This window comes from Streptomyces sp. NPDC059696 (genome assembly GCF_042733745.1).
In the GTDB taxonomy this organism is placed as follows: Bacteria; Actinomycetota; Actinomycetes; order Streptomycetales; family Streptomycetaceae; genus Streptomyces.
Window position 1 is genome coordinate 18,846 of sequence record NZ_JBHWFG010000042.1, and the last position, 16,408, is coordinate 35,253.

Annotated in this window: 15 protein-coding genes; 13 read left to right on the top strand and 2 right to left on the bottom strand. The window is 73.5% G+C overall.

Annotated elements, in window-relative coordinates:
• The first annotated feature begins 23 nt into the window (after nt 1-23).
• The 8 genes from ACFV20_RS32220 (at nt 24) to ACFV20_RS32255 (ending at nt 11,271) form a co-directional block, all read left to right on the top strand.
• Complete coding sequence (locus tag ACFV20_RS32220; protein WP_385663264.1) at nt 24-2,477, top strand: SpoIIE family protein phosphatase; 2,454 nt, start codon at nt 24-26, stop codon at nt 2,475-2,477.
• Nucleotides 2,478-2,727: 250 nt separating this feature from the next.
• Entirely contained in the window at nt 2,728-3,453 is a 726-nt protein-coding gene (locus ACFV20_RS32225; RefSeq protein WP_385663267.1) for a class I SAM-dependent methyltransferase, read from the top strand.
• Between the two features lie 269 nt (nt 3,454-3,722).
• Nucleotides 3,723-4,556 (top strand): M55 family metallopeptidase, encoded by an 834-nt coding sequence (locus ACFV20_RS32230; RefSeq protein WP_385663270.1) that lies wholly within the window; start codon nt 3,723-3,725, stop codon nt 4,554-4,556.
• Nucleotides 4,549-5,862, top strand: a complete 1,314-nt coding sequence (locus ACFV20_RS32235; RefSeq protein WP_385663273.1) for a M20/M25/M40 family metallo-hydrolase — start codon at nt 4,549-4,551, stop codon at nt 5,860-5,862. Before ACFV20_RS32230 ends, ACFV20_RS32235 begins: the two co-directional genes overlap by 8 nt.
• Nucleotides 5,863-5,866: 4 nt before the next feature.
• The gene (locus ACFV20_RS32240) at nt 5,867-7,831 is read left to right on the top strand and encodes a S9 family peptidase (RefSeq protein WP_385663276.1); all 1,965 of its coding nucleotides are present in this window, start codon (nt 5,867-5,869) and stop codon (nt 7,829-7,831) included.
• Entirely contained in the window at nt 7,828-8,760 is a 933-nt protein-coding gene (locus tag ACFV20_RS32245) for an LD-carboxypeptidase (protein ID WP_385663278.1), read from the top strand. The genes ACFV20_RS32240 and ACFV20_RS32245 overlap by 4 nt, the downstream gene beginning before the upstream one ends.
• A 121-nt stretch (nt 8,761-8,881) precedes the next feature.
• On the top strand, nt 8,882-10,666 hold the full coding sequence (locus ACFV20_RS32250; protein WP_385663281.1) for a CocE/NonD family hydrolase: 1,785 nt from the start codon (nt 8,882-8,884) through the stop codon (nt 10,664-10,666).
• 44 nt (nt 10,667-10,710) lie between these two features.
• On the top strand, nt 10,711-11,271 hold the full coding sequence (locus tag ACFV20_RS32255; RefSeq protein ID WP_385663284.1) for a GNAT family N-acetyltransferase: 561 nt from the start codon (nt 10,711-10,713) through the stop codon (nt 11,269-11,271).
• 13 nt (nt 11,272-11,284) lie between these two features.
• On the opposite strand, the gene ACFV20_RS32260 is transcribed toward ACFV20_RS32255, so the two are convergent.
• Nucleotides 11,285-11,632: a VOC family protein gene (locus ACFV20_RS32260; protein WP_107453794.1), complete on the bottom strand. Its 348-nt coding sequence runs from the start codon at nt 11,630-11,632 to the stop codon at nt 11,285-11,287.
• Nucleotides 11,633-11,680: 48 nt separating this feature from the next.
• Here ACFV20_RS32260 and ACFV20_RS32265 point away from each other — a divergent pair, with 48 nt between their 5' ends.
• The 5 genes from ACFV20_RS32265 (at nt 11,681) to ACFV20_RS32285 (ending at nt 15,262) form a co-directional block, all read left to right on the top strand.
• Nucleotides 11,681-12,115 carry a phage holin family protein gene (locus ACFV20_RS32265; RefSeq protein WP_385663289.1) on the top strand — a complete coding sequence of 145 codons (435 nt, stop codon included), beginning with the start codon at nt 11,681-11,683 and terminating at the stop codon, nt 12,113-12,115.
• 39 nt (nt 12,116-12,154) lie between these two features.
• Complete coding sequence (locus ACFV20_RS32270; RefSeq protein ID WP_385663381.1) at nt 12,155-13,150, top strand: SDR family oxidoreductase; 996 nt, start codon at nt 12,155-12,157, stop codon at nt 13,148-13,150.
• A 172-nt stretch (nt 13,151-13,322) separates the two neighbouring features.
• Nucleotides 13,323-13,667 carry a WhiB family transcriptional regulator gene (locus ACFV20_RS32275; protein WP_385663292.1) on the top strand — a complete coding sequence of 115 codons (345 nt, stop codon included), beginning with the start codon at nt 13,323-13,325 and terminating at the stop codon, nt 13,665-13,667.
• A gap of 230 nt (nt 13,668-13,897) precedes the next feature.
• Entirely contained in the window at nt 13,898-14,434 is a 537-nt protein-coding gene (locus ACFV20_RS32280; protein ID WP_385663384.1) for a Dps family protein, read from the top strand.
• A gap of 150 nt (nt 14,435-14,584) precedes the next feature.
• Nucleotides 14,585-15,262, top strand: a complete 678-nt coding sequence (locus tag ACFV20_RS32285) for a hypothetical protein (protein ID WP_385663295.1) — start codon at nt 14,585-14,587, stop codon at nt 15,260-15,262.
• A gap of 60 nt (nt 15,263-15,322) precedes the next feature.
• On the opposite strand, the gene ACFV20_RS32290 is transcribed toward ACFV20_RS32285, so the two are convergent.
• Nucleotides 15,323-16,285 carry a TIGR03557 family F420-dependent LLM class oxidoreductase gene (locus tag ACFV20_RS32290; protein ID WP_385663298.1) on the bottom strand — a complete coding sequence of 321 codons (963 nt, stop codon included), beginning with the start codon at nt 16,283-16,285 and terminating at the stop codon, nt 15,323-15,325.
• Nucleotides 16,286-16,408 lie beyond the last annotated feature (123 nt).

Genomic DNA, 16,408 nt, shown 5'->3' on the forward strand with positions numbered 1-16,408 from the left:
CGTGGGGAGAGAGGGCCTGGGCCATGGACCGTGGCACCGACAAGGCTGAGCAGGGCAGGGGGGCGGACCCCGCCGAGCCCGGCCGCGTCCCGCTGGCCGTCGTCGTGGTCGACCGCGACGGGCTCGTCTCCCACTGGAGCCGCGGCGCACGGCGCCTGTTCGGCCTCTCCAGGGAAGAGGCGATCGGCCGCACCGCCCTCGACCTGCTCCCCGTCTCCGGCGCCCTGCCCGACGTGCCGGACCCCGGCGCCTTCGCCTCCTTCGGCGAGCCGGGCGCCGGCGCCGGTGCCGCCTCCGAGGGGCCCGGACCGGACCTGGAGGCCTCCCTCGACGGCGGGCTCTCCTACCCGGCGGCGGGCCGCGCCCGGCTCACCGCGTCCGGGGACGGCCGGGTGGACGTCCTGTGGTGGGCCTATCCGCTGGTGGGCCCCGGTCCCGAGCGGCTGCTCGTGCTGGCGGCCGACGCTGACGGACTGCGCGCGGGCGACGGGTCGTTCGAGCGGATCGCCCCCGGCTTCGCGCTGCACACCGATTTCCCCGGAGCGGAGGACCTCGCCCGCCGGCTCCCCGAGATCCTGCCGAGCATGAGCGTCGGCGAGAGCGCCCGGATCGTCACCCAGGTCCTCGAACTCGGCTACCCCATCCTGGAGTTCAGCCAGAACGACCGGGTGCCCGTCACCCCTGACTGGGGCGTGGCCCGGCGCGCCGAGCGCAGGGCACGCCGCGAGCGGGCCGCGCGGGCCCTGGCGGCGGGCCGGCCCGTGCCCGAGGACCTGCGGGACGAGGGCGAGGACCTCGAGTACGCCGCGGTCCGTGAACGCCTGGAGTTCCTCAACGAGGTCAGCGGACGCATCGGCACCTCCCTCGACCTGGCGCGGACCATCACCGAGGTCAGCAGGGCCGTCGTGCCCCGTTTCACCGACGTCGCCGGGACCTATCTGCGCGAACAGGTCGTCGCCGGCGAGGGGTTCGAGGACGGCGTGCCCGACACGACGACGATGTGGCACCGGGTCGCCCTGGAGCACACCGACGAACCGGGCCGCTGGGACGACGTCGTCCCCGTCGGGGAGGCCATGCCGTTCCCGGCGCACACGCCGTTCTTCCAGTGCATGACCAGCGGTGAACCGGTGCTCGTGCCCCGCATCAGCGAGGAGATGGGACACGCCATCGCCGCGCAGTTCGAAAAGCGCGACATCCGGCCGCTCATCACCGGCCGCTCGATGCTGGTCGTGCCCCTCAAGGCGCGCAACGTCGTCCTCGGCTTCATGATCCTGCTGCGGCACCCCGAGCGCCCCGTCTTCAACGACATGGACCGTGTCACCGGCGCCGAACTCGCCGCCCGCGCGGGCCTCGTGCTCGACAACGCCCGCATGTACACCTTCCAGGAGAACGTCGCCGAGACGCTCCAGGACAGCATGCTGCCGCACATCCCGTCCCGGATGGCCGGCTGCGACATCGCCACCCGCTATCTGCCGGGCACGCTGCTCGGGCGGGTCGGCGGCGACTGGTTCGACGCGGTGAAACTGCACGGCGGACGCACGGCGTTCGTCGTCGGCGACGTCATGGGCCACGGCCTGAACTCCGCCGCGATGATGGGCCAGTTGCGGACGGCCGTGCAGACCATGGCCGGACTCGACCTGCCGCCCGCCCAGCTGCTGCGCAACCTCGACGACCTCGCCCAGCGCCTCGGCGACAGCTACCTGGCGACCTGCCTGTACGCCGTCTACGACCCGATCGCGAGCGAGCTCCACCTCGCCAACGCCGGTCATATCCCACCCGTCCTGGTCCGGGCCGGCGACGGCCGCAGCGTCCTGCTGGACCTGCCCACGGGCGCCCCCATCGGCGTCGGGGGAGTGCCCTTCCAGGCCGTACGCGTCAGTGTCGCACCCGGCGACCGGCTGGTGATGTGCACCGACGGGCTGGTCGAGGTGCGCGGCGAGGACATCGGGGTCGGCCTCGCGACGCTCTGCGAGTCGGCCGCGCACCCGGCCGCGTCCATGGACGACGCCTGCGACACCATCATCCGGGCGCTCAACACGCGCGGCGGCCGCAAGGACGACGTCGCCCTGCTGATGGCCCGCCTCAACGGCATCGAGCCGGACGACGTGGCCGAATGGCGCCTGGCCCTCGACCCGGCCGAGGCGGGCCGGGCCCGCGCCGCGGTCCGCGAGCAACTGCACGACTGGGGACTCGCCCGGCTCATCGCGCCGGCCGAGCTGATGGCCGGGGAACTCGTGACCAACGCCCTGCGGCACGCGCACGCCCGCCCCGTCGTGCTGCGGCTGGTCCGGGGCGACACCCTGCTGTGCGAAGTGGACGACGACGACCACGAGTTGCCGACGCTGCTCCACGCGGGTCCGCTCGACGAGGCCGGGCGCGGTCTGCGGGTGGTGAGCACTCTGGCCCGCGAGTGGGGGACCAGCCGTACCCGGACCGGCAAGACGGTCTGGTTCGAACTGACGCTGCCGCGGCGCTGACCACCGTCCGTGCCGGTCCAGCAGGCGCGGCGCGGCACGGCGGCCGGAATTCCGCAGCGTGCCCGGCCCGCCGCCCGCCCGCCGCAGCCCGTCGCCCGCCGCAGCCCGCCGCCCGCCGCCGGCCGACGGCTGCGGCTCCGGCGGGCCGAGCGGGCGCCGCACCCGCGTTCTTGTCCTCGCGGCGCGGGCGCGGTACACCGTACTCGCCCGTCGTGTGGCGGGATTCGTTCGCACCCCCGGGGAGTGGGCCATGAGCGTGACGAGCAGGTACCGGGAAGCCTGGGAGGGGTTCTGGCGTGAGGCGCCCGCCGAGCCCGGGGCGGTGTTCTGGGACGCGGAACCGGTCCTGACCGCGAGCCCGCACCTCGCCCTGTTCGAGCCGTATCTGGCCGATCCCGCACTGCCGTTGGTGGATCTCGGCTGCGGCAACGGCACCCAGACCCGCTACCTCGCCGACCGCTTCCCGCACGTCCTCGGCGTCGATCTGTCCGCCGCGGCCCTGGAGCACGCCCGGCAGGCCGACCCGGCGGGGCAGGCCGCCTACCGGCAGCTGGACGCCGCCGCGAAGGAGGAGACGCAGGCGCTGCACGCCGAGCTCGGCGACGCCAACGTCTACCTGCGGGGTGTCCTGCACCAGTGCGAGCCCGAGGACCGGCAGGCCCTCGTCGACGGGATCGCCACGCTGGTCGGCGAGCGCGGCCGTGCCTGTCTGGTGGAGCTCTCGGGTGCCGCCAAGCAGGTGCTGGCGGGCCTGGCCGGCGGCCCCGAGGGTCCGCCGCCCAAGCTCGCGCCGGTCCTCCGGCACGGCATCGCGCCCGGGGAGGTGTCGGACGAGGCCGTGCCCGAGTATCTGGGCTCGGCCGGTCTGACGGTGCTGGCGAGCGGTCGCCTGCCCCTGCGGACCACGGAGTACCGCCCCGACGGCACCCGCATCGAGCTGCCGTCCACCTGGCTGGTGGCCGGGCGCACGGCCTGAGACGGATGGCGACGGACGGGGACGGGCGGGGATGGACGGCAACGGACGGGGACGGACGCCCGGGCGAGCCGCGTCGCCGCAGCGCCCGCAGCGGCTTCCTCGCGAAGCTGCGGCAGCGCTACTCGGCCCGTGACCACCGCCCCCCGGCCGACCCGCCGCACCGCGTTCCTCGCCGACCTGCCGATCCGTCGGTGAGCGGTTCGTAGCCCGTTCCGCCCGCAGCGCGTAACGTGACGAACCATGAACATCTCCGCCTCGGACGGCTCCTCATGAGAATCCTCATCAGCGCCGACATGGAGGGCGCCACCGGCGTCACCTGGCCCGACGACGTCGTGCCGGGCGCCTCGCAGTGGGAGCGCTGCCGTTCCCTGTTCACCTCCGACGTCAACGCCGCCGTGCTGGGGTTCCACGACGGCGGCGCCGACGAGGTGATCATCAACGAGGCGCACTGGTCGATGCGCAACCTGCTGCTGGAGCAGCTCGACGACCGCGCCCGGCTGCTCACCGGCCGGCACAAGACTTTGTCCATGGTGGAGGGCGTGCAGCACGGCGACGTCGACGGCATCGCCTTCGTCGGCTACCACGCGGGCGCCGGCATGGAGGGCGTCCTCGCGCACACCTACCTCGCCAACTCCATCACGGGCGTGTGGCTGAACGACGTACGGGCGAGCGAGGGGCTGCTCAACGCCCATGTCGTCGCCGAGTACGGCGTGCCGGTCGTGCTGGTCACCGGGGACGACGTCGCCTGCGAGGACGCGCTCGGGTACGCGCCCGAGGCGCTGAAGGTGGCGGTCAAGGACCATGTGTCGCGCTACGCGGCCGTGTGCCGCACACCCGGTCGCACCGCGGCCGACATCCGGGCGGCGGCCAAGGAGGCCGCCGCCCTGGCGGTGCGTCACGAACCCGTGCACGGCGGCCCGTTCACGGTGGCCGTGGAGTTCGACGCGGAGCACCTGGCGATGGCCGCCACCGTCGTCCCGGGTGTGGAACGGATCGGGGAGCGCAAGGTGGCGTACACGAGCGGGACCATGTACGAGGGCATCCGCGCCTTCAAGGCGGTCACCACGATCGTCTCGGCCGCGGTGGAGGAGCAGTATGGCTGAGCAGGTGGACGGGCAGGCGCTGGACGAGGTCGTGACGTACACGTCCGACCTCATCCGGATCGACACCACCAACCGGGGCGGGGGCGACTGCCGGGAGAGGCCCGCCGCCGAGTACGCCGCCGCACGGCTCGCCGACGCCGGGATCGAACCGACCCTGCTGGAGCGCACCGAGGGGCGGACCAACGTCGTCGCCCGGATCGAGGGCACCGACCCCTCGGCCGGCGCCCTGCTGCTCCACGGGCACCTGGACGTCGTGCCCGCGGCCGCCGCCGACTGGAGCGTGCACCCGTTCTCCGGGGAGATCCGCGACGGGGTCGTCTGGGGGCGCGGCGCCGTCGACATGAAGAACATGGACGCGATGATCCTGGCCGTCGTGCGCGGCTGGGCACGGCAGGGTGTCCGGCCCCGCCGGGACGTCGTCATCGCGTTCACCGCCGACGAGGAGGCCAGCGCCGAGGACGGCTCCGGGTTCCTCGCCGACCGGCACCCCGGCCTGTTCGAGGGCTGCACCGAAGGCATCAGCGAGTCGGGCGCCTTCACCTTCCACGACGGCAACGGGCGGCAGATCTACCCGATCGCGGCCGGGGAACGCGGCACCGCCTGGCTGAAGCTCACCGCCCGCGGGCGCGCCGGGCACGGCTCCAAGGTCAACCGCGACAACGCCGTGACCCGCCTCGCGGGCGCGGTCGCGCGGATCGGCGCGCACGAGTGGCCGCTCAGGCTGACCCCGACCGTGCGCGCCGCCCTCACCGAACTCGCCGCGCTCTACGGCATCGAGAGCGACCTCACCGACGTGGACGCACTGCTGGAGAAGCTCGGTCCGGCCGCGAAGCTCGTCGAGCCGACCCTGCGCAACAGCACCAACCCGACCATGCTGGACGCCGGTTACAAGGTGAACGTCATTCCGGGCGAGGCCGTGGCCCACGTGGACGGCCGGTACATGCCCGGTGGCGAGGAGGAGTTCCGCAGCACCCTCGACCGGCTCACCGGGCCGGACGTGGACTGGGAGTTCAGCCACCGCGAGGTCGCCCTGGAGTCGCCGGTGGACTCGGCGACCTTCGCGGGGATGCGGGCGGCCATCGAGGAGTTCGCGCCCGAGGGCCACGTCGTGCCGTTCTGCATGTCCGGTGGCACCGACGCCAAGCAGTTCTCCCGTCTCGGCGTGACCGGCTACGGTTTCACCCCGCTGAAGCTGCCGGACGGCTACGACTACGCGGCCATGTTCCACGGGGTCGACGAGCGGGTACCGGTCGAGGCGCTGCACTTCGGTGTCCGCGTGCTCGACCGGTTCCTGCGGACGGCCTAGGAGAGTGGGGGAGACGGTGCGGACGCTGGCCTACGGGGCGTGGCCCTCGCCCATCGACGCGGCCCTGACCGCCGCGCACGACGGGCACCCGGAGTACGTGGGCTTCGTCGGCGACGAGGTGTGGTGGACCGAGCCGCGCCCCGCCGAGGGCGGACGCCGCACCCTGGTGCGACGGCACGCCGACGGCCGGGAGGAGTCACTGCTGCCCGCGCCGTGGAACGTACGCAGCCGGGTCATCGAGTACGGCGGGCACCCGTGGGCCGCCCTCGACGGCGACAGCGGACCGCTCGTGGTGTTCGTGAACTTCGCCGACCAGCGGCTGTACCGCTGCGAGCCCGGCGGCGAACCCCGCCCTCTCACCCCCGTGTCCCCGGTCGGCGAGGGACTGCGCTGGGCCGAGCCGCTGCCGCTGCCCGAGCGGGGCGAAGTGTGGTGCGTGCTGGAGGAGTTCACCGGGGACGGGCCCACCGACGTACGCCGCGTCCTGGCCGCCGTCCCCCTGGACGGATCCGCCGCCGGGGACCGGGACGCCGTACGGGAACTCACCGGCGCCCGGCACCGGTTCGTGACCGGGCCGAAGCTCTCGCCCGACGGGCGCCGGGCCGCCTGGCTGGCCTGGGACCATCCGCACATGCCCTGGGACGGCACCGACCTGCTCCTTGCCGACGTCACCCCCGAAGGCACCCTGAGCGGCGCCCGGACCGTGGCCGGCGGTCCCGGTGAGTCGATCGCCCAGGCCGACTGGACCCGCGACGGACGCCTGCTGCACGCGAGCGACCGCACCGGCTGGTGGAACCTCTACCTCGACGGGGAACCGGTGTGCCCGCGCGAGGAGGAGTTCGGCGGCGCGCTGTGGAAGCTGGGATCGAGATGGTTCACGCCGCTGGAGAGCGGTCTGATCGCCGTCGTGCACGGCCGGGGCGCCACCGCCCTCGGCGTACTGGACCCCGAGACCGGCGAGGTCGTCGACGCGGCCGGACCCTGGACCGAGTTCGCCCCCACCCTCGCCGCCCACGGCGAACGCGTCGTCGCCGTCGGCGCCAGCCCGCGCAGCGCCTACGAGGTCGTCGAGCTGGACGCCCGCACCGGCCGGGCCCGGGTCGTCGGCGCCGAACACGACGACGCCGTCGATCCCGCCTACTACCCCGAGCCGCAGATCCGCACCTTCACCGGCCCCGACGGGCGCGACATCCACGCCCATATCTACCCCCCGCACCACCCCGGCTGCGTCGCGCCCGGCGACGAACTGCCGCCCTACGTGGTCTGGGCGCACGGCGGGCCCACCGGCCGCGCGCCCCTCGTGCTCGACCTGGAGATCGCCTACTTCACCTCGCGCGGCATCGGCGTCGCCGAAGTGAACTACGGCGGCTCCACGGGGTACGGCCGCCCCTACCGCGAGCGGCTGCGCGAGCAGTGGGGTGTGGTCGACGTCGAGGACTGCGCCGCCGTGGCCCTGGCCCTCGCCGACGAGGGCACCGCCGACCGGGGCCGGCTCGCCGTGCGGGGCGGCAGCGCGGGCGGCTGGACCGCCGCCGCCTCGCTCACCACCACCGAGGTCTACGCCTGCGGCACCATCAAGTACCCCATCCTGGACCTGGCCGGCTGGGGCACGGGCGAGACCCACGACTTCGAGTCACGGTACCTGGAGAGCCTCATCGGACCGCTCGCCGACGTGCCCGCCCGGTACGCCGAGCGCTCGCCCGCCGCCCACGCCGACCGTCTCACCGTGCCGTTCCTGCTGCTCCAAGGCCTGGACGACGTGATCTGCCCGCCCGTCCAGTGCGAGCGGTTCCTGGCCCGGCTGGCCGGCCGGCGGGTGCCGCACGCCTACCTCGCCTTCGAGGGAGAGGGCCACGGGTTCCGCAGGGCGGAGACCATGGTGCGCGCCCTGGAGGCCGAACTCTCCCTGTACGCCCAGGTGTTCCGCCTGGACCCGCCCGGCGTCCCCACCCTGGAGCTCACCAAGTGAAACAGCTCGTCCGGCCGCCCCGGCTCGCCCCCGGCGCCCGCGTCGCCGTCGTCGCTCCGAGCGGGCCGGTGCCCGAGGAACGGCTCCAGGCCGGGCTGGACGTCCTGCGCGGCTGGGACCTCGACCCCGTGGCGGCGCCCCATGTGCTCGCCCGGCACGCGGAGTTGCCCTACCTGGCCGGTACGGACGCGCAGCGCGCCGCCGACCTCCAGGCCGCCTGGTGCGATCCGTCCGTCGCGGCCGTGCTGTGCGCCCGGGGCGGGTACGGTGCCCAGCGCATGGTCGACCTGCTCGACTGGGAGGCGATGCGGGCGGCGGGCCCGAAGGTGTTCGCCGGGTTCAGCGACGTCACCGTCCTGCACCAGGCGTTCGCCACCCGCCTGGGCCTGGTCACCCTGTACGGGCCCGCGGCCGCCGGCGTCGACTTCCTCAAGCACGCCCGCGCCCAGGAGCACCTGCGGGCCACCCTCTTCGAGCCCGAGTCCGTACGGACCCTCGCGGCTCCCTCCCCGGGCGGCACCGCCCTGGTCCCCGGCCGCGCCCGGGGCGTCACGCTCGGCGGCTGCCTGAGCCTGCTCGCGAGCGACCTCGGCACCCCGCACGCCCACCCCGGGGCGCGGGGCGGGCTGTTGCTGCTGGAGGACATCGCCGAGAGCCCGTACCGCGTCGACCGGTATCTCACCCAACTCCTGCGCACCGGATGGCTCGACGGGGTCGCCGGGATCGTCCTCGGGTCCTGGGCGGGGTGCGGTCCGTACGAGGAGCTGCGTACGGTCCTCGCCGACCGGCTCGGTGGCCTGGGCGTCCCGGTCGTGGAGGAGTTCGGGTTCGGGCACGGCGAGGGAGCGCTGACCATGCCCCTGGGAGTCGCGGCCGAACTGGACGCCGTGGCGGGCACGTTGACGCTGGACGGGCCGGCCCTGAGCTGAGCGGGCCGCCTCTGAAACCCCGTCAAGAAACCTTCGTTGCGGTGATTGACGGCTCCTGACACGTGTCACACCATGACAACCCGGCCGGTACCTACCGGTCGGTATCCGGGTTGCCCTCACCGTGGAGGTCCGAGTGTCCCGACGCGTGCCCAGAACCCGCGCACCCCTCGCTCTCGCTCTGGGCGCCGCCCTGGCCGTGCCCCTCGCCCTCACCCCGCCCGCGACCGCCGCCGACGCCTACACCGTCACCCCGCTGACGTTCACCGTGCGGGCGGGCGGCCGCGCCTGCACGGTCGACGCCGACCTGTACCGCCCCGCGGGTGTGGACCGCGACCACCCGGCGCCCGCCGTGCTCGGCACGAACGGCTTCGGCGGCAGCAAGGCGGACGGCTCCACCGACACCATCGGCAAGGCCTTCGCCCGGCGCGGCTACGTCTCGCTCGTCTACTCCGGGCTCGGATTCGGCGGCAGCGGCTGCCTCATCTCCCTCGACGACCCGGCCATCGACGGCGTCGCCGCCTCGCGGCTGGTCGACTTCCTCGGCGGCACCCGCGCCGCCGACGACGGCACCACCGCCGACTTCGTCACCCGCGACGCCCCCGGCGACCCGCGCGTCGGCATGATCGGCGGCTCCTACGGCGGCGCGGTCCAGCTGGCGACGGCCGCCGTCGACCACCGCCTCGACGCGCTCGTCCCCATGATCACCTGGAACGACCTGGCGTACGCGCTCGACCCCAACAGCACCGCCGGCGCCGGCAACGTCCCCGGAGTCTTCAAGTGGCAGTGGACGAACGGCTTCTACCTCATCGGTGAGGGGCAGCCACTGCTCCGGCCCAGCCTGGACCCGTCCCGCGTCAACGCCCTCACCTGCCTGCACTTCGTCACCGACGCCTGCCGGACCATCCGCACCCTCAACTCCGGGAGCTACCCGGCCGACCGGACCGCCGAGCTGCTCGCCTTCGCGCACCGCGTCTCCCCGGCCTCGTACCTCGACCGCGTCGACACGCCCACCCTGCTGGTCCAGGGACAGGCCGACACCCTGTTCAACCTCAACGAGGCGACCGCGACCTACCGCACGCTCAGGGCCCGGGGCACCCCCGTCAAGATGATCTGGCAGTCCTGGGGGCACAGCTCAGGCCCCACCGCCGGCGAACTCGACCTGTCCCGGGGCAACCTCGACACCAGTTACGTCGGGCGGCGCGTCCTCGCCTGGTTCGACCGGTACCTGCACCGGCGCCCCCACACCGGCACCGGACCGGCCTTCGCCTACCACCGCGACTGGATCGCCGACCCGGACCGCGCCTACGCCACCGCCGGGCACCTCCCCGGCCTCAGCCGCACGCTGTACCTCTCCGGCGACGGCACCCTCGTCGAGGACCGCCGCGAGGTGACCCACGGCCGCCGGACCTACCGCAACCGGCTCATCCCCACCAGCCATTCGGAGAGCTCGCTGGCCGGGCTGCTCGGCCTTCCGGACCCTCCGCCGCGTGACACCGAGGGCACCTACCTCGCCTGGACCAGCGAGCCCCTGGAGCGCCCCCTCGACGTCGTCGGCGCACCCCGGGCCACGCTCCGGGTCGTCTCCCCGAAGGCCGAACGCACCCAGAACTCCGCCGACGCGGCCGACAAGCTGGTCCTGTTCGCCAAGCTCTACGACGTCGCCCCCGACGGCACCCGGACCCTGGTGCGCCGACTGGTCGCGCCGGTGCGCGTCCCGGACGTCACCCAGAGCTTCACCGTCACGCTGCCCGGCATCGTGCACCGCTACGGGACCGGCCACCGGCTGCGGTTCGTGATCGCCGCGAGCGACGACGCGTACGTCGGCAACCGTGGCGTCAAGCCGGTGACCGTGATCAACGGGCCGGGCGGGACGGGGGTGCTGCGACTGCCGGCCGTCGGCCCCTGACGCGACGACCGGTGGCGGGCAGCCGGCGCGGTTACTGTGGCAGGGTGCCGCATCACACGACCCGCCACCTCGCCGAGGGCCCCCGGGTGGGCATCCGCCCCTTCACCCACGAGGACGGCGAGGAGTTCACCGCCCGCGCCCGCGAGAGCAAGGACCTGCACCACCCCTGGCTCTTCCCGCCCACCACCGCACAGGCGTACACCGCCTACGCGGGCCGCCTGATCGAGGACCCCGCCAAGGCCGGCTTCCTGGTCTGCGAGAAGGACGACGGGGCCATCGGCGGGTTCATCAACATCAACAACATCGTCGAGGGCGGCTTCCAGTCCGGGGCGCTGGGCTACGGCGCCTTCGCGCACGCCGCCGGCCGGGGGCTGATGCGCGAAGGACTGGACCTCGTCGTGCGGTACGCCTTCGGCCCGATGCGGCTGCACCGGCTGGAGATCAACGTCCAGCCGGGCAACGCCGCGTCGATCGCCCTGGCCCGAAGCTGCGGATTCCGTCTGGAGGGCTTCTCGCCGAAGATGCTCTTCGTCGACGGGGCCTGGCGCGACCACGAACGCTGGGCGATCACCACCGAGATGCTCACCCGCCCGGGACGCGACTGAGCCCCGGCGGCGCCTACGCCTGGCGGTCCACGTACTCGTAGACCGAACCGTCCGGATGCAGGGCGATCAGATTGCGGCCCGCCGGTGAGGCGATGGGGCCCGCGACGATGTGGGCGCCGAGGCCGGTCAGCACCTTGTGCGTCTCCTCGACATCCGTGACCGCGATCGTCGCGGCGACCTTGCGCAGCACCTCCAGTTCGGCCGGGGGACCACTCATCAGCAGGAAGCAGCCGATGGCCGCCACCTGGACACCTCCCCGCTCGAAGCGCTGGGCTCTGCCGCCCGCCAGCCGCTCGTAGAAGGGGATCGCGGTCTCGAGGTCGTCGACGCAGACACGCAGTGTGGCACCCAGAATCTCCATGCCACCGAGCCTAGTTACGCGCAGGGGGCCGAGGGTACCCGGGCGGGCATGAAGCCGTTGGATCACCTGGAGCATCTGGACAAACACCTCGTCGACGAGCTGGCACAGGTGGCGCGCGAGACCGTACGGGACGAACTGCGCGAGCAGGCGCGGAGGCAGCGCCGCAAGGCCGCCCTGTACGCCGCGTCCGGCGCGCTCGCCCTGTACGCGGGCGCGGCCCTCGCCCTCGCCGTGGGGCTGGCCCTCGCCCTGGGCCTGCCCGACTGGGCCGCCGCGCTGATCACCGCCGTGATCCTGGGCGCCCTGGCCTACGTGCTGCGCGGCATGGCCCGCCCGCACCGGCCGGGTGCGGAGCACGCCGCCGGTACGGCGCCGGGCGGGGACGACGCCCGGCGGGCGGCGGCCGGCGCATCGCGTGCGGTGCCGGGCCCGGTGCCCCCGCGGCCCGCACAGGCCCCGGACGTGCCCCGCCGCGGGGTGTGATGCCGGGTGCGCACGGCAGGAACCAGGCGCGGTCGCGTGGTGGTCGTGACCGGAGCCAGCGGCGGAGTCGGCCGGGCCACGGTCCGGGCCTTCGCCGCGCGCGGCGACCGGGTCGCCCTGCTGGCCCGCGGGCGTGAGGGACTGGCCGCGGCGGCGGACGACGTGGAACGCGCCGGCGGAGAGGCGCTCGTCGTCCCCGTCGACGTTTCCGACGCCAAGGCCGTCGACGACGCCGCCCAGCGGGTCGTCGACGCCTACGGCCGCATCGACGTGTGGGTCAACAACGCCTTCACCGGAGTCTTCGGGCCGTTCACGGACGTCGCCCCGGACGAGTTCCGGCGGGTGACCGAAGTGACCTACCTGGGCTACGTGTTCGGCACCCGGGCGGCCCTGCGGCACATGCTGCCGCAGGGCCGGGGCACGATCGTGCAGGTCGGTTCGGCGCTGGCCTACCGGGGCATTCCGCTGCAGTCGGCGTACTGCGGTGCCAAGCACGCGATCCAGGGGTTCAACGAGTCGCTGCGCTGCGAGCTGCTGCACGCGCGCAGCGGGGTGCGGACCACGATGGTGCAGCTGCCGGGCCTCAACACCCCGCAGTTCGACTGGGTGCTGAACCGCATGCCGGGGCGGGCCCGGCCCGTGGCGCCGGTGTACCAGCCGGAGGTCGCGGCCCGCGCGATCGTGCACGCCGCGTCGCACGCCCGGCGCCGGGAGTACTGGGTGGGCGGCTCCACCGTCGCGACGCTCCTCGCCAACGCGGTGGTCCCCGGGCTGCTCGACCGCTACCTGGCGCGCACCAACGTCGACGCGCAGCAGGAGGACGGCGCGCCCGAGGGGCCCGCGAACCTGTGGTCCCCGGCGGACGGGCCGCACGGTCGGGACTTCGGCGCGCACGGGCGCTTCGACGAGGAGTCCACCGACGACAGCCCGCAGCAGTGGCTGTCCCGCAACCGGAGCCGGCTGGGTGCGGCCCTCACCACGGCGGCCGCCGCCCTGACCGTACGCAAGCTGGTGGGGGCCCGGCGCCAGGCCTGACGGGCTCCGTGCGGCGGGGAGGGCCGAGGGATCCTCCGGGAAAGACCGGGAGCCGTGGCGTTCCGCGGACGGACACCGTCCCTTTAGCATGGATGCGCGACCTCTGCCGGGCCTGCGGCCGCGTCATGCCGCAGCCACCCGCCGGCTCAGCCGGCACATGCGGAGGTGTGCCATGCCCGAGGACCGCAGAACCCGTCACCGCGCCGCCGTCGGCGCCGAGATCGCCGAGATCGCCGAGATCGCCGAGACCCTGGCCACCGCTCGCGGATGGCTACGGGATGCCGCCTGTCTGGGCGAGGATCCGGAGCTCTTCTTCCCGCTGGTGGAGCGGGAGACCGATGCCCAGGTCGCCCGGGCCCGCGCGGTGTGCCGTCGGTGCCGTGTCCTGCTCGCCTGCCGTTCCTGGGCCATCGAGCAGGGTGAGGACGCCGGTATCTGGGGCGCGACCACAGCGCGGCAGCGGCGCGCCATCAGCCGTGAGGGGCGCGGCGGCATCGGCGGACGATCGGCATCGTAGGACGATGGCGCGCCTGACCGGAGGCGACGACGGGTCGATCGCCGGCGTGGCAAGCAGCGCGACGCCCGGGACAGGCGGCCCGTAGCGGCGCGGCGGCATCCGTACGGCCGTTTCGGACGGGCCGCCGCGCGGGCGCGGTGGTTGTCTGGCCCGGGGGACGTCCTTCTCGGCTCCGGAAGAAAGGTGCGGCCGTGGCTTCTGAGCCCTCGCTCCAGTACACCGTCCCAGGCATGTCCGCCGAGGACAGCTCAACCATCGTCGAACTGCTCCAGCGGCGGCTGCACTCGCTGAACGATCTGCACCTGACGTTGAAGCACATCCACTGGAACGTCGTGGGCCCGCACTTCATCGCGGTACACGAGATGATCGACCCGCAGGTCGATCAGGTGAGGGCCATGACCGACGATCTCGCCGAGCGCATCTCCACGCTCGGCGGTGTGCCCCAGGGCACGCCGGGGGCGCTGGTCGCCGACCGTACCTGGGACGACTACTCCATCGGAAGGGCGGAGGCCATCGAGCACCTGGGCGCTCTCGACGTGGTCTACACCCGGCTCATCGAGGACCATCGTGAGGCGATGGCAGCGACGGAGACCTCCGACCCGGTCACACAGGACATCCTCATCGAGCAGTTGCGCGGGCTGGAGCTGTTCCAGTGGTTCGTGCGCGCCCACCTGGAGAGCAGCGGCGGGCGTCTGAGCACCACCGACGCCAGGACGGAACACGCGGCCGCCGACCAGGCCGCCGAACAGGCCCGCCGGCAGCCCTGAGCGGCCGGCACGAGGCGACCCGGAGCTGCGTACGGTCACCGGTTCGCAACAGACGGCCCTGAGCTCGATGCAATCGGCCAACCGTGGCTGAATATGGTCTCTCATGCGGACGCGGCGGAGTGACCGCTGCCATACGACGGGGGACCCACCATGCTGATCAGACGGCGCCGCAGACCGATCGCGCTCCGGACGCTGACCCTGGGCGCCTGCGTGGCCGGGCTCGTGGCGCTCACCGGCTGCTCCCCGGACGCCCGGAGCTCGGGCGGCGCGGCGACGCCGGCCGTGACCGCCTCACCGGCCAAGGGTGAGCAGGGTACGGGCGGAACCGCATCCCCCCAGGCGGTGCCCGCCGACAAGATCTCACCTCCGGCGGACACCACGGTGTCCCCGCCCCCGGTACCGGCGGCGAAACCCGCCGCGTCGGCCTCTGGTCCGGAGTCGTCCGGGGGAGCCGGTGGTACAGGTGGCACGGACGACGGCTGTGATCACAAGATGCCGATCTCGCCCGACGAGATCGCCGTGAACCGCTACACACCCGAAGGCGGGTCCCTGAGTCTGATCATCCGGCACGGCAACTGGGGTTGCGGGAGCCCGGATTCCGACGGAGCGCCGTTCGAGACGGTCGGCAAGGAGACCTACCTGCCCATGGACCAGGCCGCGTACGTCACGGTCACCGACCCCATCGTGGCAAGCACCGAGAACCAGCCCATCGGCGTGCAGGAGTTCCTCGACTGGCTGGAAGCGCACCCCGACAGCGGCCTGGTCTTCCGCTACCACCTGGGTGCGGACGGCGCCGTCGACCGTCTCGAGCAGGTCTTCACCCCCTGAACCCGCAGGGGCGCACGTCTCTGCCCGCTACGGGCCGCGGTGCCTCGTCGGGCAGGCGGGTCAGAGCGTCTGCTGGAGCTGCGGCAGCACCTTGGTGCGGTAGAAGTCGAAGAAGCCGCGCAGGTCCGGGCCGATCTGGTTGACGTAGGTGCGGTCGTAGCCCGCGTCGGCGAACTGCTTCAGTTCCGCCACGTGCTCGTCCAGGTCGTCGCCGCACACCCGGTTCTCCCGCACCATGTCCTCGGTGACCAGCTGCTGCGCCTGCTCGAAGTGCTTGGGGGAAGGCAGTACCTGCCCCAGTTCGCCCGGCAGCTGCTCGTTCGCCCAGAGCCGGTGGACGGTCCGGACGGCCTCCTCCTTGTCCGTGCCGTAGCAGACCTTCGTGCCGCCGCTGACCAGCTTTCCGCCGCCTCCGCCCTTGCGGTACTGCTCCACCATCGCCTCGTCCGGCATGACGGAGACGTAGCCGTCGCCGACGCGGGACGCGAGCTGGGTCGCGGCGGGACCGAAGCCGGAGATGTCGATCGGGATCGGCTCGTCCGGGACGGTGTACAGACGGGCGTTCTCGACCGTGTAGTGCGGCCCGCGGTGATTGACCTCCTCGCCGCTGAACAGCCGCCGCATCACCTGGATGGCCTCCTCCAGCATCTCCAGCCGGACGTGCGCCGGGGGCCAGTGGTCGCCCAGGATGTGCTCGTTGAGCGCCTCACCGGAGCCGACGCCCAGCCGGAAGCGGTTGTTCGTCATCACCGCGCTGGTCGCCGCGGCGTGCGCCACCACCGCCGGGTGCATGCGCACGGTCGGGCAGGTCACCGCCGTCTGGATCGGCAGCGACACCGCCTCGGACAGCGCGCCGATCACCGACCACACGAACGGGCTCTGGCCCTGCTCGTCGTTCCAGGGGTGGTAGTGGTCGGAGATCCACAGTGCCTGGAACCCGGCCTGTTCGGCCATCCGCGCCTGCTCGATCAGCTCGGCGGGCCCGTACTGCTCGCAGGAGAGGAAGTATCCGTACTCGGGCATGGAGGGTGCCTCCGCGACGTCGGCGGTCCGTATCCCGCACCGGGTACCCGTGCCGGGGGCCGGAAACCGGCGCCGTCCGCGCGGGCGGGCCCCGCCGACGTTTGGGTGCCCTGGCCAGGGGGA